Source organism: Parabacteroides caeci (assembly GCF_023656795.1).
Taxonomy (GTDB): domain Bacteria; phylum Bacteroidota; class Bacteroidia; order Bacteroidales; family Tannerellaceae; genus Parabacteroides; species Parabacteroides segnis.
Genome location: NZ_JAMOKT010000006.1, coordinates 1 through 25,830, shown reverse-complemented (window position 1 = coordinate 25,830; position 25,830 = coordinate 1). Strand labels below are relative to the sequence as shown.

Sequence of the window (25,830 nt, the reverse complement as noted above, 5' to 3'; positions counted from 1 at the left end):
ATATTATCATATAGCATGTTCCGCCTATAAAATCAGGATACATCAATCGTTGATCCCTACACCGAACTGCGTCTGTTGCCTTTCAACATCTTTCACTTTCAATTGATTTAATTCTTTACGTAAACGTTCGTTCTCCCTTTCCAGATCACTTTTGTTAATGGAAAGATTAACTACAGAGCGGGATTGTCCGGATAAGGATAACTCTTTCTGTGAGAAAACTTCTTTTTGATCATTTGCTACACTTTCAAACTCCAGTATCCCCTCCAACGGACGTGACTGCCCCGGATTTTGCATGGAAGCACTGATTTTGATTTTACCCGACTTTGTTGTCGATTGTACCAGGACCGGAGCAGAACCCCAAACGACCGGACACGGATTGGTATCCACGGAAGCATCTCCCAGCAAACGTCCCTCACCTGCTATCTCAAACCGGATAACTGAATTATTCAAACGTTTTACCGTTCCGCGCTTATCTACGATTTCGGCAATAACAGTTACCACATCGGAGCCATCCGCTTTCAAAGGAACCTGCTCATTGTCCAGACGAAGAGAAATATGATCAGCCTGACCGGACGGATAGCGTTTATCACTCACTACAACTTTCCCGTCTATCAATCCCTCGGCCAGCAGATACGCATCATCCTGCCTTCCCGAACGTGCCATCGCTTTCCATTCCATAAAATGAAATGCATCCGCAAAAGTTATTATAGGAGACGGCATGCCTTTATGATCAGGATCTTTCTTATAAATATATTCTTTTCCACTCTTGAAGACTGTTAAACGTACTTCATCACAATTGGAATACACAGTCACATCTTTCGGTGAAAAAGGTGTAAGTTCATGTGCTATATAGATCATCGGTCCATTATCCGCAATCAAATCGCTTTTTTCCGGAGAACGCTGCGACATAAACATATAATAAGACGCTTTCGGCTGGCGAAAAGCATCCATAATTCCGCCATAAAAAGGATCGGCATGATAACCGCGCTGATGATCGAACGAATGCCAGAAACAGGCACCGACAATCTGGTCGGGTTTATTGCAGATCGTTTCATAACATAAAACCGGATAATCCTTTACATAAGACGGATTCGCATAATGCTCCGCCTGAAGCAGCATCGGTACTTCTCCCCATCCCCGTGCCACACGGCTATCCGAGTTCTGGGCATTCCAATCGTCGACATTATCTCCCCATTCACGAATGAAATAGGTTTTATCTGTCCGTAATTTCGATTCGATCGGACGCAATAACAAGGAATAATAATGATCTCCAGCCGCCCCGTCATCACAAGCCGCAATACTATAAGGATACGGATATTCTTCCAGGCAAATATCCAATGCCTTTTTGGCAAAATCCTCCGGATAATGCGTCTCATTCAGGATTGGTTCCCAAAAGAACAAAGAAGCATGATTACGATGTATACGGATCATATTCCGTATATCCGAATAAAGGCGTTCTCCAAAGACCGGTTCTTTATTCCAGAATTGCCAACCCGGAACTTCAACCAGCGCAAACAAACCTAATTCATCACAGGCATCCATAAAAGCCGGGTCTATCACATAATGGGTTCGAATAACCTTCAAACCCGCATCACGCAACTTCTTAGCATCCCTCCACTGCATCGAATTCGGTAAAGCATTACCTAAAACGGCAAAATCCTGATGCCGGTTCGTCCCCATTATCTTTCCTTCGTAAGGTTTGCCGTTTATCCACAGGCCTTCCGTTTGCCTGAATTCTATACTTCTGATACCCACTCTCTGACGATAACCGTCCACAACCTGGTCATTAGCTCCTTTGACCATCACTTCCAAATCATATAAATAAGGATGATCGGGACTCCATAAAGAAGGTGCGTTAATTTTCATTGAACCAACAGCATACGAAGCATTTCCCCTCTTCACAGTCAACTTCTTCGATACACGCTTGACAAGTTCACCTGATTTCTTTTTCAACTCAAAAGTAACCGTAACATTTTTATCGTTTGCCGAATTATTGCGGATATGGGCTTTCAGGTTTACAAGGGCACTTTTTTCAGATACATCTGCGTAAGAAACGAACAAACCTCCTCCTGCCACTTCATCCTCATAATTCGCATTGGTTATAAACACGTCATTATGTGCAACCAGCCAACAATCACGGTAGATACCACCGAAATAAGTAAAGTCCAGTAGATTTTGCGGTTTACCGACCGGATAAGAAGGGTCATCGCTATTATCCGCTTTTACAGCTATCACATTCTCTTCACCCCATTTCAGAAAATTCGTTACATCCAGTATAACAGGCAAATATCCGCCATAATGCTTTTTTAACAACTGCCCGTTCACATAGATTTCACTTTTTCCCATGATCGCCTCGAAATGGATGAACAACTGTTTTCCTTTCAGATGTTCATCCGGAGTAAAACGTTTACGATACCAGGCAATACCCTGATAGTTGGCACAACCGCTGGCTTCCATCGGCAGATACTCCAATCCGTGCGGAACAGAAACAATCTCCCAGCCGGAATCATCAAAATTCACGGCATAAGGAGTTCCCTGTACATCACCTTTTATAAACCTCCATGCCAGATTCATGGAATAAACTTCACGGCCAGTATTGGGTAATTCATAAAAACCGGCAGTCGAGAATTCCGGTAACCCTAAGGCGGACAGATTTAATGTCAATACCCAAAATAGCAACACTAAAATATTCTTTTTCATAAAATAGTCTGTTATTAGAATCAATCATTTTTACATTTAGAAAGAAACCCCGAATCTTCTTCCGTAAATTCAGATCCGGGGTTCTCCAACCTAGTCATTAACCATCGTTACCAATCTTTATTCTGCACCAAATTCGGATTGTTATCTATTGCTTCCTGAGGAATCGGGAACAAATACATTTTATCATTCCAGAAACGTTCTTCTACAAACTTATTATCCATTGCATCACTGATAGCCTTCAAACGAGCTCCATATACTTTGCCGGATTTCACCTTATCGGCAATATGCCAACGAATAATATCGAAATAACGCAACCCCTCAAAGGCTGTTTCTATACGTCTTTCATGACGCAACTTTTCACGTAATACGGATTGAGAAGCCATTGCGATATCGGGCATCCCCGCCCGTTGACGGATCTGATTAATCAGAGCGACAGCTTCACCCAGATCCTGACTTAATTCAATCAAAGCTTCTGCCCGCATCAAAAGAACATCTCCATAACGTAGGATCGTCATATTCTTCTGACCACGTGTACGGTCTGCATATTCACCCTGCAAATCCACCCACTTTGTAACCAGAAAACCGGTCATATGCGTTTCTTTCTTCACATAATCCTTACTGTCCGGATCATCCACACCATAACGGGATAAAACATTCCCACCAACTTTCCATTCCCAATACGGCCACATGATCGTTGCTGCCAGACGAGGATCGCGGAAATCATATTCTCCGCGATGCGTTTCAGCCTCCGCATCTTTCCTTTTCTGGAAATATTCACACCCCAGAGATTCACATTCGGATACCGGATGACCGTTCACACATTCATAATCGTCCACCAACTCCTGCAACCCCAACACATGGGACCAACCGGCATAAATGGAAGAGGCCGGAGATAAGTTACGATTCAGTTCATGTACAACCAACGGAGAACTGTATTGATGTTCAAAAATCACTTCCTTATTGCTGGCATCAGCCTGTGGACGGAATAATTCTTCATAATTGGGGTGAAGTTCGTATTTCCCGGATTTGATTACCTCATTCGTATAATAAAGTACTTTTTCATAATTCTTCTCATACAGATAAACACGGGAAAGGAAAGCATTCACTACCTGTTTACTTACACGACCGCTTTCTGTTACGGATACCTTATCGATATTCGGCAGCACACCTTCTTCCAGTTCTTTCAGTACAAAATCCAATACTTCCTGTCGAGGTTGCCGGGACGTTTCACGAGCTTCTGCCACACTCAACGTCTTAGTGATCAAAGGCACATCCCCGAAAAAGAAAACCATATTGTAATAAACAAAGGCGCGAATAAAACGCACTTCCGCATTAAAACGAAGATATTCTTCTTCCGATATCAGGTTTCTTGCCTTCTCAATACCCTCCAATATGTAATTCAGCTTAGCAATAGAAGCATATTTCCATTCATCTTTAACCGCAGCGCTTTGGGTCGTATAAGTCCCGTTGCCAATCTCTTTGTATTTTGCTTCACGGTGTGTCGCATTGTCACTGATACAATCACGGAGCACCACTTCATTCGGACCATACACATATTGATAGGCTCCTTTCACCATCATTTCCGTCTGGTTTTTATCCCCCCACCATTGATCTTCGGAAATCTGATCCAAAGGAGGAGTGGTCAAGAAACTGTCACATGAAGAAACACCTAGCACCATCAGGGCTGCACATATATATATTTTTATTGATTTCATTTTTCCAGCTTTTTAAAATTGAACATTTAAACCAAATGAATATGTCCGGGCAAACGGATAAGATACGGATTTATCAGACTCCGGATCCATACCCGGCACAAAATCGGAAACAGTAAACAGATTATTAGCAGAGAAATAGATACAAACTCTGTCAAAACCTGCCGGTCTCAATATTTCACGCGGAATAGTATATCCAATCTGTAAATTCTTCATACGGAAATATCCGGCATTGATCATCCAGTAATCAGACTGCTGATAATTATGCGTTCCATCGTCCTTATTCAAAATACGCGGATATTTGGCTCCTGTATTTTCCGGTGTCCAGTAATCCAAATGATGTTCAAAAATGGAAGAATCATAAAACGGTCTGACAAAATTATCCATTATAATCCGGTCTTTCTGCCCGATCCCCTGGAAGAACATATTCAAATCAAAGTTCTTGTAATCAAATCCCAGATTCACACCATACAAGAAATGCGGGTTCGGATCACCTATCACAACACGGTCGTTAGCATCGATCTTATCATCTCCATTCTGGTTTTTATAACGTATATCACCGGCTGCCGTATTGGAATTCTGGAAAGGAGCATTGGCCACCTCTTCATCAGACTGGAATAACCCCATCGATTCGTATCCGTAAATAGAGTTATAAGGCAATCCGACTGCCGTATAAGTGTCGGAACCTTTCCACGGACCTGTATCCCCCAAGTCGATTACTTCATTCCGGTTATCCGACAAGTTACCCGATATACTATAACCAAAATCATTGATCCGGTCATTCCAACTTAAAGTCAACTCCCAACCTTTGTTACGCACCTCACCGATATTCATATTCGGTTTACCGAAACCATATTCCAACGGTACAGGCATTTCCAACAAAATATCTTTTGTATTTTTGATATAATAGTCGCCCGTAAAGTTTAAGCGACTGTTCAACATTTTAACATCCAGACCGAAGTTCAACATATCCGTATGTTCCCAGGTTAAATCCGTGTTTCCGATTGTTTTCAAAGATGCAATCTGCTGATAAGCATTATTCAGGATTAAACCACCTGTAGAGATCAATGTATAACTCGGATAAAGACCTAATCCTGTTGCACTACCGGTTTGCCCCCAAGACGCTCTGATCTTCAGATCATCCAAGTAATTATGTGTCCCTTCCATAAACGACTCCTGGGAAATTCTCCATGCACCGGCTACAGACGGGAAGGTAGACCAACGGCTTCCTTTCGCAAAACGGGAAGAAGCATCTGAACGCATACTTACAGATAAAATATATTTATTGTCGTAATCATAATTGATACGGCCGATAAAAGAAGCCAACGCCCAATGCTCACCGTTACCGTCATTACTCCAGTTATCCTTTGGTCCCGGATTCAACTCCCAGATAATATCGGTCGGATAGCCGGAACGGGCACCTTTCAGCCAGTCTGTATTTTCACTTTCCTGCTGGTAACCAGCCAGAATATCCAGGTTATGAACGCCAAAACTTTTCTTATAGTTCAACAAAGCCTGCAAATTATAGTAAGCGTTGTAATCACGACGATCGGTGAAAGAGTTCAGTCCGTTTTCAAACTCTTCCCCAGTGAAATAGTTTTTATAAAACGTCTTACGCCCCCTTGACTCTTCATTCTGGAATGTATATCTCACATTGGCAATACCGGTAAATTTCAATCCTTCGATAAATTCATAATCAAGCTTGAAAATACCCGAAGCTTCATGTCTGTTTGTCAACTTCTCTCCGCCTTCATACAGAGGAACTAGCGGATTAGTGAAGAAACCGGGATTATATCCGTATGTACCATCTGTATAATAAGCCACCATAGTCGGATCGGCAACAATCAATTGCTTATACAGGTCCTCCTGATTATTCAAAGCCTCCATATCTCTTAACTGATAACGCATATCAAAAGAAATTCCGAACTTTTTAGTAATCGTAATATCCGTACTGGAACGTACGTTGAATACATTTTGCTGTGTATTTGGGAAGACACCGGTCTGATGGTCGACACCGGCACTAACCAGATATCTCACCTTTTCCGTACCACCGGAAGCCTCCAGACCATGACGTGTAGTAACGCTGTTCTGTATCGCCAGGTCCAGCCAATTTGTATTCGGATAACGGTTCAGATCCGTACCGTTGGCAAACATGGCGATATCTTCATCCGAATAAACCGGAGCACGCCCCATATTCCTTTCCGCTTCATTTTTTATTCTTGCATATTCGGCAGAACTGATCGGTTTTGGCATATACATCGGTGTATTAACTCCGACCGATCCATTATAACGGAAAGTTGGCTTGCCCATCTTTCCACGTTTGGTTGTGATCAAAAGAACTCCGTTTGCGGCACGTGAACCGTAAATCGCAGCAGAAGCAGCATCTTTCAGGACATTGATACTTTCAATATCTTCCGGATTCAGAAAATTGAAGTCGGCAGGCACACCATCCACCAACACCAACGGACCACTGGTTTCGGATCTCAGCCTGGGCAACGTTTCTTTATCCGCTTCAGCAGTACTGGATTTCAGCATGGAAGAACCACGCAATTGAAGTGAAGGTGACTCGCCCGGTGCCCCTTTTGAAGTAACGCTCAAACCAGGAATTTGTCCCTGCAACGCCTCTCCTATCGTCTGGACCGGACGATTTTGTAACGCTTCCGCCTTAATTGTCGTCACGGCAGTAGCAATATTACCTTTGCGCTGTGTACCATAACCGACAACCACAACTTCATCCAGGTTCTGTGCATCTTCTTTTAATATGATTGCCCAGTTTTTTCTGTTTTTCACCGGAATCTGCTGTTCGACATAACCAATATAGGAAACCACCAAAATATCATTCTCCGAAGGTACTTCCAAACTAAAATTACCCTCCATATCAGTGATCGTACCCAAGTTCGTTCCTTTAACAAAAACATTAGCACCGATTACAGACAAACCGGTCTCATCGGTAACAAGACCTTTTACCACTTTGCCGGCCTGCTGTGTTATCGCAGCGTCCTGTGCATGTTTTGTGAGGACCACATAGCCATCATCAAAAACAAATGAAACACCGGACCCATCAAAAATAGTGTTCAGGCAATCGACAACAGTGTTTTTCCCTTTCTTTAAAGAAATTGTTTTATTTGCGTCAATCTCTCCTTTATTATAAACGAACATATAACCAGTCTCCTTTTCAACTTGCCTGATAAAGGCTCCGATCGTCATACGAGCGTTCGTAATATTCACTTTTGCAGTCTGCGAATTCACATTTGAAGCATAAGATGCCAAAATGCTGACAAACAGAAATAAGATTGAAATTCTCATAACATTAAAAAACTTCTTAAAGTGTTTTCTTTGAAATAAAAAGATTGACAAAGCATATTTTTCCATACCTTTGTAAAATTAAATGTTTAATACTTTTTTCGACTAAGAGTGTTAGATGTATGGCAGACAAGTGCTGGAACACTTGTCTGCTTTTTACATAAAAAGGCTTTCCTCATTTCTTCTAGATCATAGGCATTTATTTTTAAGGTTATACATACTTTCTTCTCTGTTTCTATCAGTTAAACCCTCCATGCCGGAAAGACCACTACAAACAAACTGAAATTAAATATAATTTAACACACAAATCATATTGTAAGATGTTTTATTCCAAATATTCGGCTATTTCGATCCCGCTGCCAACTCATCTTTCATAATAGTATGTAAGGTCGTACGAATGGCCGTCATAGACAATGCCACGACTCTATAACTGATATTTTCGATGTCAGGGTTTATTTACTGTAAAACAATCAGATTACGCTCATCATCCTTTGTATAAGTGAACGGATATACAATTTGTAATTTCCGTAAAACACTTTCCACTCCATCCCTTTGTCTGAATTTTCCGGTATAACGGAAGCTGCCCAGTTCCGTGTTCTTCACAACAATCGACACATCATAAAACAGTTCCAGTTTTTTGATAATATCTGTTAACAACATATCATCAAAAACAAATACGCCTTCTCGCCACGATAGAAAATCGGTATTCTCAAATAAGGCAACTTCCGATGAAGAATCCGACACTATAATTTGCTGCTGCGGACGTAGTGAAAAGGTACGGTTCCGGTCGTTTGCACAAGAAACGGAAACCGCTCCCTCAACCAAAGATGTAACAAAATATGCTTCCGCTTCATAAGCGCTTACATTAAATTTGGTTCCGGTTACCTGTATATCCATTTTGCTTGTCTTGACAACAAAAGGCTTCTCTTTATTCTTTTCCACTTCAAAAAAAGCTTCTCCTTGCAGTTCAACCTCCCGTTGCTTCAAATTAAAGCGTTCCGGATAGCGTAAAGTTGAATTGGCATTCAGCCAAACTTCCGTACCGTCGGCCAACAATACCCTGGCACGTTGGCCGGGAGGTGTTGAAAACTCCTGATAACGGGCTAGTTCTTGTCTTCCTTCTCCCATATAAGTCATTAACAAATAGGTCGATAATACAGAAAATACCATGATAGCCGCATAGCCGGCTATTCTCCGCATATTAAAGAAGAACGCGCGCTTTTTTCTCAAATGAACAAACGAGCGATATTGCATATCGGAAGCAGGATACTCTTCCCGGGCCATAGAAACAAGTGCCGACAGATTTTGTATACCGGCTGCTTCTTTTTTCAATTCCGGATTTTCTCTTAATTGCTGAAAAAGAGTTAGTTTTTCTTCCGATGAAATATCTCCTGTCAAATATTTTGATAACAGATCATGCATATTTTTCTTCTATTTATAAAGTTAAAACCTTACCGGGAGACAGACCACTATAAACCGTCTTAAAATAAACATTAATTAACCAGGAACAAGAGCAAAGGCAAATAATCTTTCAGTGCTACACGTAGCTTTTTCAACGCAGTAACAATATGGTTTTCAACTGTATTAACAGATATCCCTAATTCTTCCGATATTTCCTTATACTTCAGTCCTTCGATGCGGCTTTTTATAAACACCTCACGGCAACGCTCCGGCAATGTGTCCAAAGCCCGCTGAATGATCTCCTGCAATTCCTTTTCCGACTGATATGAATACTCCAACGATTCCAAAGCATATAGTTTAAAACCTAATTCTTCTTTCATCTGCGTATTATATTCCTCTTCGATAAGTTTATGCCGTAGGAAATTCAGACATCTGTTTTTGACCAGAGTAAATAAATAGGTAGTAAGTGTACAAGATAATTCAAGTTCATCCTTTTTCTCCCAAAGCACCAAAAAGACATCCTGCACTATATTTTCCACATCCTCATTTGCCGATACGTAATTCTTGGCAAATGCTACCATCTTGGGATAGTACAGTTTATATATCTTTTCAAAATTGTTTTGGGGATAAACCATATCTAATTCTGTTAATTCTATACTTTAGCAAAAGTAACATATTATTCTAACTTTTAAACAATCGGGCAAGATTTATCACTTTTCTTTCCGTTCCCATGTGAATTTCAGGAACACTTTGCCTACACAACCTAGTCACTTTACTGATTGTTTCCCACTGCAATGGGGATTATTCCCCTTTGTGGTGGGGATTGTTCCCCTTTACAATGGGGAAAATTCCCCACGTAATAAAAAATATGGGGAATTTATAACAGGGAAAAGAAATACAGATGATAGAAGCTACGGGGCAAAAACAACCGGGAAAAACACCTTAGCCGTATCCACCTGCCAGTCCGGTCCTTTTTCAATCAGTCGGAGGGCTTCCTTGTCGGCCGATTCGCACAGGCTTCGTTTAACTTTCAAATCGATAGGGCGTCCTTTTTCATTGATATGGAATTCAATAACGACTGTTCCGCTCACTCCTTTGCAAAGAGAATCCTGCGGATGGATAAGTTCCTTTTTCAGATATTCGCGATAAGCTTCTTCACCAATTACCGGCTGAGGTATATGCCGGGGCATTGAACGGACCAAAGCCTTAGTTGCTACGGGAACTTCCTCTTCCGCAACTATATCGGCTACAGCGATATCTTCACAAGGTGCGGAATAAACTTCTACCTGGGCTACAGAGGCTTCTGCAACAACAGGAGCCGGTGACTGATGGGTGTCTTCAGAGACCTTCGCTTTGGCCTCCCCTACTCCCGAAGCGCTCTCCTGTTCTTGCATAGAATCGGCTGCAATACCCGCCAACGGCGCTTGTTGCAACGGAGCCGCCTGTTCCTCCATAACAACCGCCAGCGGTGACTGTGACGGCATACCTAATTGTCTGTTCAGCCAGAAATAGCTACCGAAACCTAAACAAATCAACAGGCTGGCGGCAATACTCCATTTCGTTATGCTGTTGCGGTGCGAACGGGTACGGTGGGAAATACGGCGACGCATCTCTTCAATACTTTCCACGTGATTACCCTCTACGGCTTGGAAACCGTCAAGCGCATCCGAAAGGAAAGGGTCTTTCATCGCCTCCTTTTCCAGGCGATGGGCATCCTTGCCTTTTCGTGAACCTTGTATGTATTGCATCAGATTTTTCATTGCGCCATTCTCTTTTCTATGCAACTTTTCAGATTGCGTTTGCCATTCTGAATATAACTTTTTACACTTTTCAGCTGATATCCGGTCTGTTCCATAATATCAGCGTACGACATTTCTTCCATAAAGAAAAAGAGGATACAACGCTGCTGCGGTTCGGGCAGTTTCTCCATGCAATGTTTGAGGGCCACCGTACGGGCATCGTCGCTTGTTTCTTCCTTATCTAATAGATGCAACAAATCGTAAGATTCCACAAACTGCCGGTCAAAATCGGTTGCAATCTCAGGATTTTCTTTTCGCAATAACTGGAAACAATGATTCTTCGCTACACTGTAAATCCAGGTTCTGAATTCCCGTATCTCATAACGCGAAAGTTTAGGCAGCAGGTCTTCAAACAATTGCATCACAGCATCTTGCGCCTCCTCCTCTTCCTGCAAGTATTTCAGACACAGACCGTAAATCAACGGGATATAGCGGTTATACAATTCACCGAAATAATCGTTTTTCCCGGTTTCCTTATATAATCGAACCAACTCACTGTCGGAATAACTCGATATGTTACGTCTGAAAAATAGCAATTTGTCCCTGTTTTTTCTACAAATGTAAACTTTAAATCAAAATCATTGCAAAAAAAGTAAGATTTCCGATTATCTACACCCAACTTAATTATTACGACGATATTCGGTTGGGGTCATCCCATAACTCTGTTTAAAAGCCGTACTAAAATAGCGGGCACTGGAAAAGCCGGCGCGGTCTGCAACATCCTGGATACTCATATCTTTATAAGAGGAAAGCAAACGCGCAGCCTCGACCATCCGGAACCGGATCACATAATCGCCGATTGAAATATCCGACAAATGACAAAACTTGCTGTAAAGTGTCGTACGGCTCATAGCCATCCCAGAAGCAATAAAAGCTACGTTCAAATTCGGATTAGTCAGATTCTCACGAATCAACGTATTCAATTTTTGCATGAACTGTTCATCTGCATTGCTTACGGCATCCTCTTTCGGAGAGAACAGACAACCGGACTCCCGATAACGTGCACGAAGCTGATCGCGTTGTTTCAATATATTCTGCAAAATCACTAACAAGGAATCCACATCAAACGGCTTTGCCAAGTATATATCCGCACCAGACTTATACCCTTCGAACGAACTCGCCTGATCTGCTCGAGCCGTAAGTAAAACGACAGGTATATGACTCACCTTCACATCGTTTTTAATACGTCGACACAGTTCAAAACCATCTACTCTAGGCATCATAACATCGCTGACTATAATATCCGGCTGATATTGTCCCAGGAGTTCCCATGCTTCTTCTCCGTCTGCTGCCACATAAACTTCTTTAAATTCTGCCTGTAAAACGCCGGACAGATAGTTACGCAAATCCGTTTCATCTTCAGCCACCAACAATGTATATTTCGCTAATGATATATCGGCTTGTGCTACCCGGACACTCTCTTCCGTCACGCCTGCATTCTCCACACCGGAACCGATAACTCCATTCGATTCACCGGAGACAGAGGCCTGTTCCAACGGCAGGTCGAAATAGAAAGTCGCACCACCGTCTTTATTATTACAAGCACCAATACTTCCTCCATGCAACTCCACTAGTTTACGGGCATAAGCCAATCCGATTCCACTACCTTTACGATCATGGTCACCCTGATAAAAACGGGAAAAAAGACGGTCCATATCCACATGTTCCAATCCAATCCCCTGGTCGGCAAGAGAAATACGTACATTTTTTCCTATACGTTCCGTACAAATCACCAATAGGGTATTCGACTCGCTGAACTTCATCGCATTTATCAATAAATTAGATAAAACGACACGGCATTTGGATGCGTCGAAGGGAACTTTCTCTACTGAAGTATCCAACTTGAATTCCAGACAAATTCCACGTGCTTCAAATTCCGGTATGAAATCATCCGTTACCGACCGTATCCAATCATTAAGATTGTAAAAACAGATATCCATGACATCACCATTCGTGTCCGATTTTTGGGCATCGAGCACCATATCTACTATTTCCCGCATCCGACTGGTCTGTAACAACATACCGTTCAATTGGCGGGATACATCTTCATCCGTCACTTTTCCGGATTTCAATAAACGTTTAAGCGGGGCATAAATCAAGGTCAGTGGCGTACGCAGTTCATGACTAATATTAACCATGAAGCGAACTTTCTCCTCATAGAACTTACGCTCATGCTCTTTCATCACCCAGGCCAGTTCCCGTTCCTTCTTCTCCATTATCAAACGAATAACCCATCCGGTTATTGTCAAAACTATGACAATCATTAATGCAACAAACCATACTCGCTGCCATAAAGGAGGAACCACATGAACGGTTAATAATTTCAATGGTACACTCCAATCTCCGTTCCTCTTCCCATACGAAACCCACAATTCATAATTACCAGAAGAAAGAGCCGGAAACGAAAATGCATGGCTGGAAGTCTCCAATAGTTCTTCACGATCCCCTTTAATAGCAAAACGAAATAATTTTTTTCGCATCAAATCCTTCTCTTTAACGATGACACTCAGTCCCAGAGAAGCATAATCCCATGGGATGGAAATGACTTGTTCTCCAAATATGCCGTCCTGATGAATAGGCGAGCCATCCAAAGCCAGATTGATCAGACTGACGGAAAAATCTTCTTCCTTTTGAAATTCCTGATCAGGCCGTACCCTAACAACGCCATCCACACCTGCAATATAAATATCCCCGGAAGAGCTCTCTAAAGCCGGCTGCGGTAAAAACTCACGTGTAAAAACACCATCTGATTCTCCGAAAACGATCACACGTTTTTCCTGGGAAACATACGCATACAACCCTTCATGAGTACTCACCCAAAGACGATCATGAGTGTCGAAAGCTAGAGACGTTATCCCTATAAAACGCTTCGTATCAACAGTATCTATCTTTTGTGTAGTGCGGTCATATACATATAATCCGGAAGAAGTCCCCAACCAAAAACGTTTATCTTTATCTTGTTTTACCGAAATAATTGTTCCGAATTCTTCCTTTGTCACAAATAGCGGACGTAACTGTTTATGCGGAAAGTCCAACACATATAAGGCTTTAGAAGAACTTATATAACACGAATCGCCAGAAACAAAACAAGGAGCTAAAAAATTATGAGGTATCATATCCTCTGGCAAAGATTCGAATTGTTGCTTTTTTGTGTCATACACACAAAAATAATTATCTGATAAAAGGTAAAAACGGTTTTCATCCACACGGTACAAACGAACCGCATTTCCTAGCAGAAATAAATCATTTCGCACATTCCCCCAATTTAACCGGAACTCCCGACATTCTCCAGTCGCTTTATTAAAAAGACAAAGTCCGACACCAAACGAAGACAACAACAATTCCGAATCACTATAAGGCATGATGGAAACAATTTTCATACCCGATGTACAAGAATATTCCTGAAACATTTCCTTTACCGGATCGAATAAATTAAGGCCGCCACCATCTGTTCCCATCCAGATTTTCCCGTCCGTATCTTCATACATGGAAGTAACCGACTGGAAACTTAATCCATAAGAAGTTCCGGGAGGGGCATCCCGATAGGTGGTCATAAAAACAGGTTTGATTCCTATCAGTCCTCCTCGGATACTGCCAGCCCATATGTTATCTTCATCATCAATGTAAAGACTGGCAAAAGAGTTTACCGGAAGAGAGTGATGATCACCCGGCAGATGCATAATGGCTTTCACGGACTTATCCTTGTAATTATAAATATTGATACCTCCACCATCTGTCGCAATCCAGAGTTCGCCGTCCTTTTCCCGCATATCCTGTACAATATTGTGAGTCAGTCTATCCGGTGCCTCCAGATGTTCCAATAACTCTCCGTCATGAGTATAACAATATACTCCTTTATTATAAACAGCCACCCAAATCCTTTCTTGCGAATCCAGATACATGGAAGAAATATTCTTTTCTTGAACAAACGACACCTGCTCTATCTCTCCGGTATCCGGATAATACCACCAAAGACCACTCCCGAAAGAAGAAACTATAATCTTCCTATCCTCTTTATTATACAAAAAAGCATAATTAGGTAATAAATCAGGTAACTGACCCTTTTCCGGACATTTGAGAATCCTTTTTTCTGCATAGGAATAACAAAAAAAGCCCTTCTTTCCTAAAAAATAGACTCCTTCCGGCATGAGAAAACAACAAGTTACGACCACCGGTTCACCGTCTATTTCCTGACGTGCAAATTTCCGGGTATCACGATCAAAGCGGGCTAATCCGCGACTGGTTCCAACCCAAATATATCTTTCCGCATCTTCTTCCAGAAAAACAATGTCATTATAAGGGAGAGAGTACGGATTGTCTTTTTCCTCCTGATAAACTATCACCTTTTCCCTGTCGAAACGATTTAAACCGAACCGGGTGCCAATCCATAAAACGCCCCTGTCATCTACCAATACACACTTTACTGAAGACTGCGATAATCCGTCCTGTAAAAAAATTTGTTTAAAATAATATTGGGGGGTTGCAGAAAGCCCACCTGTTAAGAATACGAAAAATAATAATATATTTAATTGTAAATACTTCCCTAATATTTGCATAACTATATATCACCCTTTGTTCGGCAAAAATACAAAATCATCCGAAATATAAGCCCTGTATAGCAAAAAAAACGATTTCTGAACTTTCTCGGACGATATCGAACATTGGGATATATTCCGACACATAGATTTGCAACAAGTGAAATTTAAACAAAAAGTGTACTATTAAAAGTTATTCTTATGTCATTCAGAGCTGGTATATATTCTATTTTTTTTATTATGATTCTCGTTAAATGTATCCTGCCGGACGAAAAACCGGAAATTATACCTTTTCCCCAACAAAGTGTATCAGATAAGGGCAACTTTATATTCGACGAGACTACCCTTATTAGTGTCGAAAATAAAAAACAGGCAGTGATTGCCCAAGAATTAACCGATATATTTCATCAAGCAGCCGGATTCAGCCCAAGAATAGCGATACAAAAAAAACAGGCAGATATCATATTCCGTACAAATATGGACTTGTCGGCAGAGCATTATAAACTAAATATAAGTCCATCTTGTATTCTGGTAGAAGCTTCAGGAGACAAAGGATTTTTTTACGCAATGCAAACCTTGCGTCTACTGCTTCCTCCGGCAATAAACAGCCAAGCATCAGCAGAAAACATTCAATGGAGTGTGCCGGGAATGACCATACATGACGGCCCCCGTTACAATAACCGGACAGTAGTACTACACACACCTTTCAGTCTCATTCCAGAGAATAATCTCAAAGAATTGATTGATTGTATGGCCATGTTAAAAATAAACAGGCTTCATTTTATACAAGAACTTTACGATATAACACCGGATATACAGCTAGGATTAGAAAACATGACTTCATATGCCCATTCTAAAAAGATTACGATTTCAAGCGGGATGACGCGATCAGATGGCATGATATCCAATCTTCCTTTCCATGTGGAACAAATCATCCGGAAATCCAATATTAGCAATTCCAAGGACGACAGAAAACTATTATTCAAACATTTAGCCTCTATTGCCGAAAAAAGCTGGTCAAATCCTCTAGAAACAGAAGGCAATAAAAAATTCAACAAAAGAGTGGAAATGCTCGCTTTATATATAGGAAGCAACACTTTATAACGACAGAAAAAAAATAATAGTTAAACGTAACTTATTTGCCCTTATCATATCTATTTGCTTATGTAGCTGTACCGATGAAAATAATATACTCAAAGAAGAAGATATCAATATACCTGAAAGCATAATAGAATTCAGCGGCGCTGTCTTCATGGGCATATCCGATGAAGACAGCGTATTGCCGGAAAGCGGTAACCATATCTATCAATGTAGCCTATATATTTTCTTCCAAAGAATACGAAGAAAAAAATTCTTCAAACACCTTTACCACGTGTTCGGCAATCTCGCAGTCTTGTGCCTCTGTACCACCGCCTACACCAATAGCACCAACAATCTCGCCATTCACAAACAACGGATAACCGCCGGCTACGAACGTGATACGCGGATCGCTCGTACCAATTATCCGTTTAATGGATGCGTGGGGGAATGAACACAAAGGTATGTTTGATGAAATGGGAAATATTATAAAAACAGATGTAGAATACGAAGAATAACCCTCTTTCACAAGAGGGTTATCTCTAAAATACATCATATCAATGGAAAAGTAGATAAATAAGAGCCATTCTATTTCCGGCCTATCGCCTCCCTCTCCGTTAATCTTTGTCACGATTCTATTGCTGAGCGCCATAACAATAAATTTAAGAGGTCAAGCGCCTCACCTGCTTTCAGATTGTGCTCTATTTTAACAACAGACATAAACAGAAAATAGTTGATGATGCCGACAACGTCCAAACAGTGTTCACACGAAACCAGTTAAATATTCACAAATATTCCTGTCGATTTTAACACAAAACATCCTCGTATTAGCTCTGTTGAACCTCCGTTAAAGGTCCGTTTAACCTCCACTCCCTACAATCGGAGGTAAAAGGGAGGTAATTCTTTAACAAATGGGCCGTTTTACGGCAGTCTATGTTAATGCGATTTTAACACGATTTTTTTCGCGGTTGTTATAAGAAGTGAAGAAGTAATGTGTATAAGAACGAAAATGGGCCTTTATTTTTTATCTGCGAATTAAAATCTTATGCCGCTCGATGATGGCATTATCTTTCACAGGAAATATCGAAAGGGGAAAGACCGATAAGAATGTCGCGAGAAACAGAAGCTGCACCTATAATATTGGTAAAATTAGTAGTTAAAGTAACAATACCGGCAGAAGTTCCTACTCGAGAAACCCTGCAAGCGTTCTCCCGAATACTTGCAGGGTAAGTGAGGTATATCTAAATTATGTTGAAATAATTATTCCAATGCAGGTGAACTAGCTGTTGTCGGCCAGTAAGGATTCTGATACAAATTGGATATCTCCAATTTCGAATCAGGAGAGGCCAAGGTCAGTTCTAGAACAGAATAAGGTGACAAATAATATGCCTTCCTCCATTGATATCCATCCCATACTTCATTGTTTTCTTTGATTACGCGGTAAGGACGAATGTATTTGCTGTCGTTCCGGTTTGAGATGTTGGCATCGCCTTTACCTTCGGCCTGTTCGATCAAGGCAGATTCGCTTGTCACATTGCCTGCTTCATCGACTTTCAGGTAAGCTTCATTCTTATACATTTCCGTCCAGAAGTTTACGCCTTCGGGGATGTATTTACCCATATTTTCAGGAAACAAGGCATCAAATGCTCTCCAACGGATTAAATCACTCCATCTTCTCCCCTCACCGATAAATTCACAACGGCGTTCGCGACGGATATTATACAGGGTCGGGTCTACTTTCTCGGAACCGGAATAAACCGCCCAGTCCGGTTCTTTTGAAAGATCGGTAGCTGCGATGGTCTTGCTGAAGTCGGAATCTATACCGGCACGTTCGCGCAATTGACGCCAATAAGTAGCTGCCGTCCCGTCGATTGACCCGTTTTTCAGGTAAGAAGCCTCCAAATAGTTTAAGTATGCTTCTGCAGCACGTGCCACAACGATGCCATTGGTACCGCGTACGCCATTACGGATTTGTGCGAAATCATAACAATAGTGTTTACGCTGGCGGAACCCAGTACGATCGCGGTGTTCGGTCAACGCAACAACTGTCGGCGCTTCATAGCATTCCAGTGAATCTTCATTGCATAAGACAGTCGATTCGCCAAACACGAACAATTGCAGGCGTCCGTCACGTCCTTCTTTTTGAAGGTCGATAGTCAAGTCGCCTTTATATCCCGAATTGGCAGCATAAATCGGCAGACCGTTTTCCATCAGGAAGGCATCTACATAACTTTTAGTCATACCGTTGTTACCACCTTCCATGATATAGGCCATAAAACCGTGTGTAATACTCAAGTCTGAATCAAACTGACGCCACATTAAAACCTCGTCTAAGGAGCTTGGATCAGGCATGGAGAACATTTCGAAGTAAGGATTCCAACCGTAAATCTGGTTGATTGCCGGATTTAATACTTTTGTATTTTGTACCAGACTATGATTGTCTGCTACTTCTTTCGCTGCACTCATTGCCTCAGTCAGGAAGAAGTCGATTTCGCTGTCGATGTTAAATGTTTTGCCTGCATTGTAAGCCATATTCGCTCCCGGCCATCCGGATTCACCCGGTACACGCGGCGTACCTTTGTGGTATTTCTCGAATGTCGCTTCGTACAAAGCTACGCGCGATTTCACCAAAAGTGCCATTTCTTTACCGATACGCACCTTGTTGAATGCCGTACCCGGTTTTAACAAAGAGATAGCTCTGTCCAAATCTTCCAGAATAAAACGGGCTACTTCATTGCGGGGGGCACGTTTGCTGAGTTCCACCAGTTCTTCTGTTTTATCTTCCGGTACAGTTGTAACGATGGGGAAGTCGCCGTAGGTACACAGACGGTCGAAATAAGCAGTAGCGCGCAAGAAATAAATTTCACCGATATAATGGTTGATATCTTCCGTTGCACCGGAGATAGCACCAGCTTCCTTCTTCGGCAATACTTGTTCAAGGAAGTAATTCATAGCACGGATCAGACTAAAATCAGGGCCACCAGATGAAGGAACCAACCAGCGATCAGCTGCAAAATAGCCTGTGTTGGCTTCACCTACAACCATATTATCCGTATTACCATCAACATTTAAAGGCCCGGCATTATACGCCGCATCATTCGTTGCAATAAGCGAAGTATAATAATTGATGGAATACGCACCCAATTCTTCAGCAGAATTAAAATATTGTGCAGGCGTAATGCTTGAGATCGGTTCCCTGTCCAGGAAATCGTTGCATGACGATGTCAGTAAACCGAAAGCTGCTGCTATGGGAAAAAGATATATATTTTTTAAACTCAGTTTCATAATCCTCTTTATTTAGAAATTAACATTCAAACCGACAGAAATCGTTTTACACAACGGATACAATTTACCGTCCCCCCAATCTCCACCCAATGTTTCAGGGTCGAACACACCAGTAATATCGGAAAAAGTCAGCAGGTTATCACCGGATATATACAATCTGACAGAAGACATACCAACCTTAGAAGTCCACTGTTGAGGCAATGTATAACCTAACTGTATATTCTTCATACGAAGATAAGCTGCATTCTGTAAATATCCGCTTTGACGTTGTTGGTTCTTGCTGCCATCAAAGCTGGCACGTGGATAATAAGCATTCAGGTTAGCACCCAACGGGTCGTTTTCGCCGCGCCAGAAATCCCAGTGCTGTTTGAAACCGGCAGACTGCCACATTCCACCACTTGCCCCCCAGAAATACGGGCCATCCAACCAATAGTCACGTTTACCGATGCCTTGGAAAAATACCGAGAAGTCAAAACCTTTCCAAGCAGCATCCAAAGTCAAACCGAAATTATAACGAGGTGTACTGTTACCGATAACTGAACGGTCGCCCGGATTATCTACCGTATTAGCACCTGTATTGACAACACCGTCGCCATTTAAGTCTTTGTACATGACATCACCAGGACTCCAACTTGATCCCCAGCTTGGTTTGTTGTTAGCCAGGTGAGCATCCATCTCTTCTTGGGTCTGGGCGATGCCAACAGTGGTGTATCCCCAGATTTCATTCAGCATTTTACCGCTGTAATGGGCTATATCCAGTGATCTTGATTCATTCGGATATCTAGTTATCTTCTGTCTTGCATCAGATAAAACAAATTTAGCACCATAACTGACGTCACCGATACGGTCTCTCCAGGAGAGTTCCAATTCAAAACCGTACGATTTCATGTCGGAGTTATTGATTTTTGGAGGTGTTGTACCCAAAACACTTGGTAATTCAGGAGCCGGGCCAATCATATCATACGTATAGCGTGTAAAGTAGTCGAACGATCCCGTCAAGCGGTTATTCAATAATGCCCAATCCAAACCAACGTCCCAGGTTTCTACTGTTTCCCAAGTCTTCAATGAACTTACGATAGATGGTAATCCGGCTACATTCGGTTTCACACCGTTTACCAACCAACGCCCACTAGCTGTTCCAACTGGCATGGTCTGGTAGAATGGATACCAAGCGTCATTTGTATCCGTATTACCTAACTGTCCCCAAGAACCTCTGACTTTCAATGTACTGAAAATGTCAGACAGGTTACCGAAGAATTCTTCACGGGCGATATTCCATCCGGCTGAAACAGAAGGGAAAAATCCCCAACGCTGGTCGCCGATAAAGCGGGAAGAACCGTCATAACGTCCGTTCAGTTCGACCATGTAGCGATCTTTGTAATTGTAGTTGATACGTCCAAAGAAGCCTGCAACGGAGTTTTCAGCCTTGCCGCCACCCACTTTCTGTTCAGATGTGGTTTGGTTGATCGTCGGAACTTCGGCAGAGATGATTTTATCACCTTGTCCATAAAGATTATCAGTTCTCGTTAATTCAGCATTAAATCCGACCATCACTTTAAAGAAGTGATCATTGATTGTCTTCTGGTAATCCGTATAAATATTTGTTGTGAAATAATCTTCCGTATACCGGCTTTCGGAAATACGGCTGGCTCCCGGAGAGTAAGATGCCCCTCCATCCCAGCTTATGGCATAAGGCTGATTATTAACGTCGTATGCATAAACAGGCAATACAGCCCAGTGCTGGTTGTTAGTATGTGTACGCATATTTCCGTCAATATTGATTGTCCAATCTTTGATCGGTTCGATTCTTAAAGCGACTTGTTGGGTGTAATAATTCTTTTGTTGTGTCTGTACACCTCCCTCTTCCATCTGAGTCAACTCCATTCCCTCGGTCAAATGTCCATTATCGTCATATACCGGACAGGTCGGCCAGCGGCGGGCGATATTATGGAAGAACAGCCCCGTCATATAAGTCGGACGATCATAATCTTCACGTGTCCATTTACTCGTATAATTTAAAGTAATCCAGTTTGCTAATTGAGCAGATATTTTGGCATCCAATGTGTAGCGCTGGAAATTATCCGATCCATGGCGTATCAAACCATTCTGATCGAGGAAACTACCGCTGACACGGTAGGTCAGTTTTTCCGAACCACCACTTACGCTCAGGTTATGTTCGTGTGAAGGTGCCCAGTTACGGTATACTTCGGCAAACCAATCTGTATTAGCATTGGCACCGGTATACATTTCCCACTTGTTTTGTGAACTGGGCGTAGAGACCGTACTTATCTTACCGGCTTGATAATCTTGAATTCGTTGCATGACATCCGCGCTAAATACCGGGCTCTGTCCGGCATTGGCAGCTGCTGCATTAAAATATTGTGCGAACTGATAGGAATCCATCATTTCCGGTATCTGCAAAGCATCTGTGAAACGGACATTCCCTGAGTAACTTACATTTGTTTTACCCGCTTTTCCTCCTTTTGTCTTAATCAAAATCACACCAAAAGAAGCACGTGAACCATAAATAGAAGAGGCTGCAGCATCTTTCAAAACAGAAACAGATTCGATATCATTCGGATTGACAGTATTCATATTACCTTCGATACCGTCAATCAATACCAATGGAGATGAACCGGAACCATCACCGATAGTACCGGCACCACGAATATTAAAATTCAGTTCATTATCAAGCGTACCGCCACCAGAATTGACTGAAAAGTTCAAGCCAGGGACAACACCTTGCAAGGCTTGCGATACATTCTGAACCGGACGAGATTCAAGAACTTCTGCGTCCACCATACTAACCGATCCGGTTAAATTTACCTTTTTCTGTGTACCGAAACCGACAACAACAACTTCATCAATTGTTTGTGTGTCTTCTTTAAGCTGGATTTTAATAGAACCTTGTCCTGTATATTTTACCTCTTGGGTAATATAACCGATAAAGGAAATTTGGATAAGGTCTCCTTTTTTAACATGGGATAATTCAAATTTACCATTCATGTCTGTAACAGTTCCATTTGTTGTCCCTTTTACGACAACAGAGGCACCAGTTACAGGACCGAACTCATCTTCAACAGTCCCTGTTAGTTTGTCTGTTTGTTGAGTAATAGTTGTTGCTGCACTTACTTCCAGAGCATGAAGCTGTCCTCCATAAGCAAAAGCTAACGAAAGCAGCAAAACACCAACAGTTTGCATTTTTTTTAGCATAGCATTACTTTTAATTATTAAAACTAGGTTAACTATAAGGAATAACTTATGTTAATCAAAAGATTATATCCTCCAACGCATATTGTATCAATCTTTGTTTTTACATTAGTTCTGATAGAACTTACACCTTAACATTCAACATCTATACGATTTCACAGTCTATTTTACTTGAATTAAAATTGGAGAATAACATTTTATTATATAAGCGAATTTGCTTCGTAGTTATTAAGCGTATCTTCTGATACTATTTTATTTTTTAAATATTTGAAAGGTTAAAATGTGATATATTTAAAAATAATATATATATTTGCACTCAAAATGAAAATAGTTCTATCAGAACTATGGTATTCTCTATTTTGCTATACCTTTTGAAATTTAGCCAAACGATACCCCCCCAAAAAAAATACGAGACTTTACTCAAATCCCGTATTTCTCATTATCCCAATTACTTTCTTATTCACATGACAGGTACCTAATTGTAAAATAAAAAGTAGTCCCTTTTCCTTCTTCAGATTCAACCCAAATCTTTCCTCCCAGACGTTCAACAATCACCTGACAAATAGCTAGTCCCAATCCTGTCCCGGGCACAAAACTATTTAACTTTACAAAACGTTCAAATACATTGTGTAACTGTTCTCGAGGTATCCCGCAACCAGTATCAGAAACATAAAATTCAAGCATATCCTGATTTTGTAACCTGTATCCAAAATAAATATGCCCTTCTTTTGTGAATTTGGCAGCATTTCCCAATAAATTGATCAATACTTGCGACAACCTATTTTTATCTACACTCAAATGGCAATTCAATATATGATCCATGAAACGCAATTCAACAGTTCCTTGCACTTTCAACCGCATAGAACGCTCCAATTCATTCATCAGAAGATCCAGATCTACATCTGTACGGACAAACTCTAAAGTCCCCGCCTCTATTTTGGACAAATCCAAAATATCACCAATTAATTGTAATAAAAGAGCATTGTTGTTTTCGATAATGGATACAAATTCTTTCTTTTCATCTTCTTCATCGGTAGTTGCAAGAATCTGAGAGAAACCGACAATGGCGTTCAATGGTGTCCGGATTTCATGACTCATATTGGCTAGAAATGCAGATTTTAGACGATTAGATTCCTCTGCTTTATCCCGTGCTCGTAATAATTCTTCTTCGATTTTTTTCCTTTCGGTAATCAACAAGGAAGAACCTGTCAATATAACTGGCTGGCCGTGTTCATCCCTCTTTTCAACAACAGCTTGAACCTCCACCCAATCAAAACGAACACGATCACCCTTTCCCCGGTAAATCAAAAACTCTTCTTTTACCTTGTCTGCTTTTCCACTAACAAGGAGTTCACAAGTTTTTCTTAATCGATCCCTATCTGATTTACGGATATTGTTGAAATATTTTTCTTCTGAGACTTTAAACTGTTTCTCCAATACGGGATGTTCCACTTTCAACTCCATATCCGGATGTTTGACATCACAGAATATCAAATGCTTATGCAAATCCCATCTCCATGGAATAATATTGGCAACATCCAAAGAAAGCGACAATTTACGATTTACCGTACGAAGCAACCGCTGCATCTGTTGTTGCAAAGCACGCTGACGGTTCAATACTCTTATGCGCCAAAGCAAAAAGAAAATGACAAAAAAGAACAGCAAAATGCCCACAGATATATACAAACGGTTCTGTTCCCAAAAAGAAGAAGGTTTCAGATAAAAAAACGTATTAGAAGGACAATCTGCCGGAGAAAACCCCTTTTTCACTAATACCTGATAGTCCAGTACTGGCCCGGGATTTTCAGGCGAAACAACAGTTTCCCGAACATCTCCTTCAAGTATAGATCTAACCGTTTTTATAACGATATCATATATACTGGAGGATGTATAAAAATATCCTCCCAACAAACCGTTTTTATCAATCGCCATATCATATAAGGTAAATATAGGCAAAGAGGTATAAGAGCTTATTGTTTGATAGATATCAGAACTTTGAACAACATATTTTCCTTGTTGACTTTTAAAACACCATGATGACAACAGAATTCCGGTATGCTCATCTACATTCTTTAAAGAGTCTATCAGAACGCTTCCTGTGACATCTCCGGCGGTCAGGATCGTAAAACAGATATCCGGGTATTCGGTTTACATAATATTTTCGAGTATCTCCAAATTTTGTAACCCAAGAAACGTTTTATCGGAAAGAAACAGTAAATGTCGCATATCCGGCATAAGATGACGCATCAATTCAATAGTTTCCTTTATATAATCAGGTATAAAAAGAACTGTTACCTGTGGGTGTAACCGAATGACATCGTTTATAGGAGTCTTTTCCTGTTGCATAATCATTCGCTCTTGTAAATAGGTTTCACGCGGGCCGACATATAATTTATTCGTATAAAGAACAATTGGAATCTGCCGTCCCCAAGTCTTCTCTAATTTATCCAACAAAAGAGCGAAAGCTGGATTGCCCAATAATATGACCATACGAGGAGGATGTTTATATCTACTGAAAAGATCTTGTTCGAAAAAGGACAATTCTTCTTCGTTTTGTATCAATAACATATTCATATGCTCCGTATAGGCCGTAAGTTCTCCGTACTCTTTTATCAATGTTTCATAGATAGGAACTGTAAAATTACAAATCCACGGGGAATTCTCTGAATATGAATTAACAATAAGAATCATTACTGTCCCGTAAAAGTGGATAAATAGTTCTTTGAAATAATTGAAATATAGTCTATTAGATACTACTTTTTAGGCGCGACGATTTGAAATCATACCTTTGAGGTCAATTAAGGTGAC

Annotated in this window: 14 protein-coding genes; 1 reads left to right on the top strand and 13 read right to left on the bottom strand. The window is 41.1% G+C overall.

Annotated elements, in window-relative coordinates; translation table 11 throughout:
• Positions 1-42: 42 nt before the first annotated feature.
• From NBH15_RS04375 to NBH15_RS04340, 8 genes are all read right to left on the bottom strand, one after another.
• Positions 43-2,700, bottom strand: a complete 2,658-nt coding sequence (locus NBH15_RS04375; RefSeq protein WP_250822090.1) for a sugar-binding domain-containing protein — start codon at positions 2,698-2,700, stop codon at positions 43-45.
• A 107-nt stretch (positions 2,701-2,807) separates the two neighbouring features.
• The gene (locus tag NBH15_RS04370; protein ID WP_128135560.1) at positions 2,808-4,415 is read right to left on the bottom strand and encodes a RagB/SusD family nutrient uptake outer membrane protein; all 1,608 of its coding nucleotides are present in this window, start codon (positions 4,413-4,415) and stop codon (positions 2,808-2,810) included.
• 12 nt (positions 4,416-4,427) lie between these two features.
• Positions 4,428-7,718: a TonB-dependent receptor gene (locus NBH15_RS04365; protein ID WP_233567558.1), complete on the bottom strand. Its 3,291-nt coding sequence runs from the start codon at positions 7,716-7,718 to the stop codon at positions 4,428-4,430.
• Between the two features lie 453 nt (positions 7,719-8,171).
• Entirely contained in the window at positions 8,172-9,137 is a 966-nt protein-coding gene (locus NBH15_RS04360) for a FecR domain-containing protein (protein WP_250822089.1), read from the bottom strand.
• A gap of 71 nt (positions 9,138-9,208) precedes the next feature.
• Positions 9,209-9,751, bottom strand: a complete 543-nt coding sequence (locus NBH15_RS04355) for an RNA polymerase sigma-70 factor (RefSeq protein WP_186961359.1) — start codon at positions 9,749-9,751, stop codon at positions 9,209-9,211.
• 276 nt (positions 9,752-10,027) lie between these two features.
• Positions 10,028-10,876 carry a TonB family protein gene (locus tag NBH15_RS04350; RefSeq protein WP_250822088.1) on the bottom strand — a complete coding sequence of 283 codons (849 nt, stop codon included), beginning with the start codon at positions 10,874-10,876 and terminating at the stop codon, positions 10,028-10,030.
• Positions 10,873-11,451, bottom strand: coding sequence for an RNA polymerase sigma factor (locus NBH15_RS04345; RefSeq protein ID WP_250822087.1), 579 nt, complete (start codon positions 11,449-11,451; stop codon positions 10,873-10,875). Before NBH15_RS04345 ends, NBH15_RS04350 begins: the two co-directional genes overlap by 4 nt.
• Before the next feature lie 84 nt (positions 11,452-11,535).
• Positions 11,536-15,471, bottom strand: a complete 3,936-nt coding sequence (locus tag NBH15_RS04340) for a hybrid sensor histidine kinase/response regulator transcription factor (protein WP_250822086.1) — start codon at positions 15,469-15,471, stop codon at positions 11,536-11,538.
• Between the two features lie 180 nt (positions 15,472-15,651).
• Between NBH15_RS04340 and NBH15_RS04335 the strand changes: the two genes are divergently transcribed.
• Positions 15,652-16,554 (top strand): glycoside hydrolase family 20 zincin-like fold domain-containing protein, encoded by a 903-nt coding sequence (locus NBH15_RS04335; RefSeq protein ID WP_128135697.1) that lies wholly within the window; start codon positions 15,652-15,654, stop codon positions 16,552-16,554.
• Between the two features lie 211 nt (positions 16,555-16,765).
• Here the strand turns inward: NBH15_RS04335 and NBH15_RS04330 are convergent, their stop codons facing one another.
• The 5 genes from NBH15_RS04330 to NBH15_RS04310 all read right to left on the bottom strand — a co-directional run bounded on the left by NBH15_RS04330 (position 16,766) and on the right by NBH15_RS04310 (position 25,512).
• The gene (locus NBH15_RS04330; protein WP_250822085.1) at positions 16,766-17,179 is read right to left on the bottom strand and encodes a heme-binding protein; all 414 of its coding nucleotides are present in this window, start codon (positions 17,177-17,179) and stop codon (positions 16,766-16,768) included.
• A 608-nt stretch (positions 17,180-17,787) separates the two neighbouring features.
• Positions 17,788-19,812, bottom strand: a complete 2,025-nt coding sequence (locus NBH15_RS04325) for a RagB/SusD family nutrient uptake outer membrane protein (RefSeq protein ID WP_250822084.1) — start codon at positions 19,810-19,812, stop codon at positions 17,788-17,790.
• Positions 19,813-19,824: 12 nt separating this feature from the next.
• Positions 19,825-23,025, bottom strand: coding sequence for a SusC/RagA family TonB-linked outer membrane protein (locus NBH15_RS04320; RefSeq protein WP_250822083.1), 3,201 nt, complete (start codon positions 23,023-23,025; stop codon positions 19,825-19,827).
• 453 nt (positions 23,026-23,478) lie between these two features.
• Positions 23,479-24,954, bottom strand: a complete 1,476-nt coding sequence (locus NBH15_RS04315) for a PAS domain-containing sensor histidine kinase (RefSeq protein WP_250822082.1) — start codon at positions 24,952-24,954, stop codon at positions 23,479-23,481.
• Positions 24,955-25,170: 216 nt separating this feature from the next.
• Positions 25,171-25,512: a hypothetical protein gene (locus NBH15_RS04310; RefSeq protein ID WP_250822081.1), complete on the bottom strand. Its 342-nt coding sequence runs from the start codon at positions 25,510-25,512 to the stop codon at positions 25,171-25,173.
• Positions 25,513-25,830: the final 318 nt, after the last annotated feature.

Coding starts and splice junctions, on each gene's coding strand:
- NBH15_RS04330 (WP_250822085.1), bottom strand. CDS start 17,179: ATGGCGCTCAGCAATAGAATCGTGACAAAGATTAACGGAGAGGGAGGC.
- NBH15_RS04315 (WP_250822082.1), bottom strand. CDS start 24,954: ATGGCGATTGATAAAAACGGTTTGTTGGGAGGATATTTTTATACATCC.
- NBH15_RS04350 (WP_250822088.1), bottom strand. CDS start 10,876: ATGAAAAATCTGATGCAATACATACAAGGTTCACGAAAAGGCAAGGAT.
- NBH15_RS04340 (WP_250822086.1), bottom strand. CDS start 15,471: ATGCAAATATTAGGGAAGTATTTACAATTAAATATATTATTATTTTTC.
- NBH15_RS04310 (WP_250822081.1), bottom strand. CDS start 25,512: ATGGTCATATTATTGGGCAATCCAGCTTTCGCTCTTTTGTTGGATAAA.
- NBH15_RS04320 (WP_250822083.1), bottom strand. CDS start 23,025: ATGCTAAAAAAAATGCAAACTGTTGGTGTTTTGCTGCTTTCGTTAGCT.
- NBH15_RS04335 (WP_128135697.1), top strand. CDS start 15,652: ATGTCATTCAGAGCTGGTATATATTCTATTTTTTTTATTATGATTCTC.
- NBH15_RS04365 (WP_233567558.1), bottom strand. CDS start 7,718: ATGAGAATTTCAATCTTATTTCTGTTTGTCAGCATTTTGGCATCTTAT.
- NBH15_RS04355 (WP_186961359.1), bottom strand. CDS start 9,751: ATGGTTTATCCCCAAAACAATTTTGAAAAGATATATAAACTGTACTAT.
- NBH15_RS04370 (WP_128135560.1), bottom strand. CDS start 4,415: ATGAAATCAATAAAAATATATATATGTGCAGCCCTGATGGTGCTAGGT.
- NBH15_RS04375 (WP_250822090.1), bottom strand. CDS start 2,700: ATGAAAAAGAATATTTTAGTGTTGCTATTTTGGGTATTGACATTAAAT.
- NBH15_RS04325 (WP_250822084.1), bottom strand. CDS start 19,812: ATGAAACTGAGTTTAAAAAATATATATCTTTTTCCCATAGCAGCAGCT.
- NBH15_RS04360 (WP_250822089.1), bottom strand. CDS start 9,137: ATGCATGATCTGTTATCAAAATATTTGACAGGAGATATTTCATCGGAA.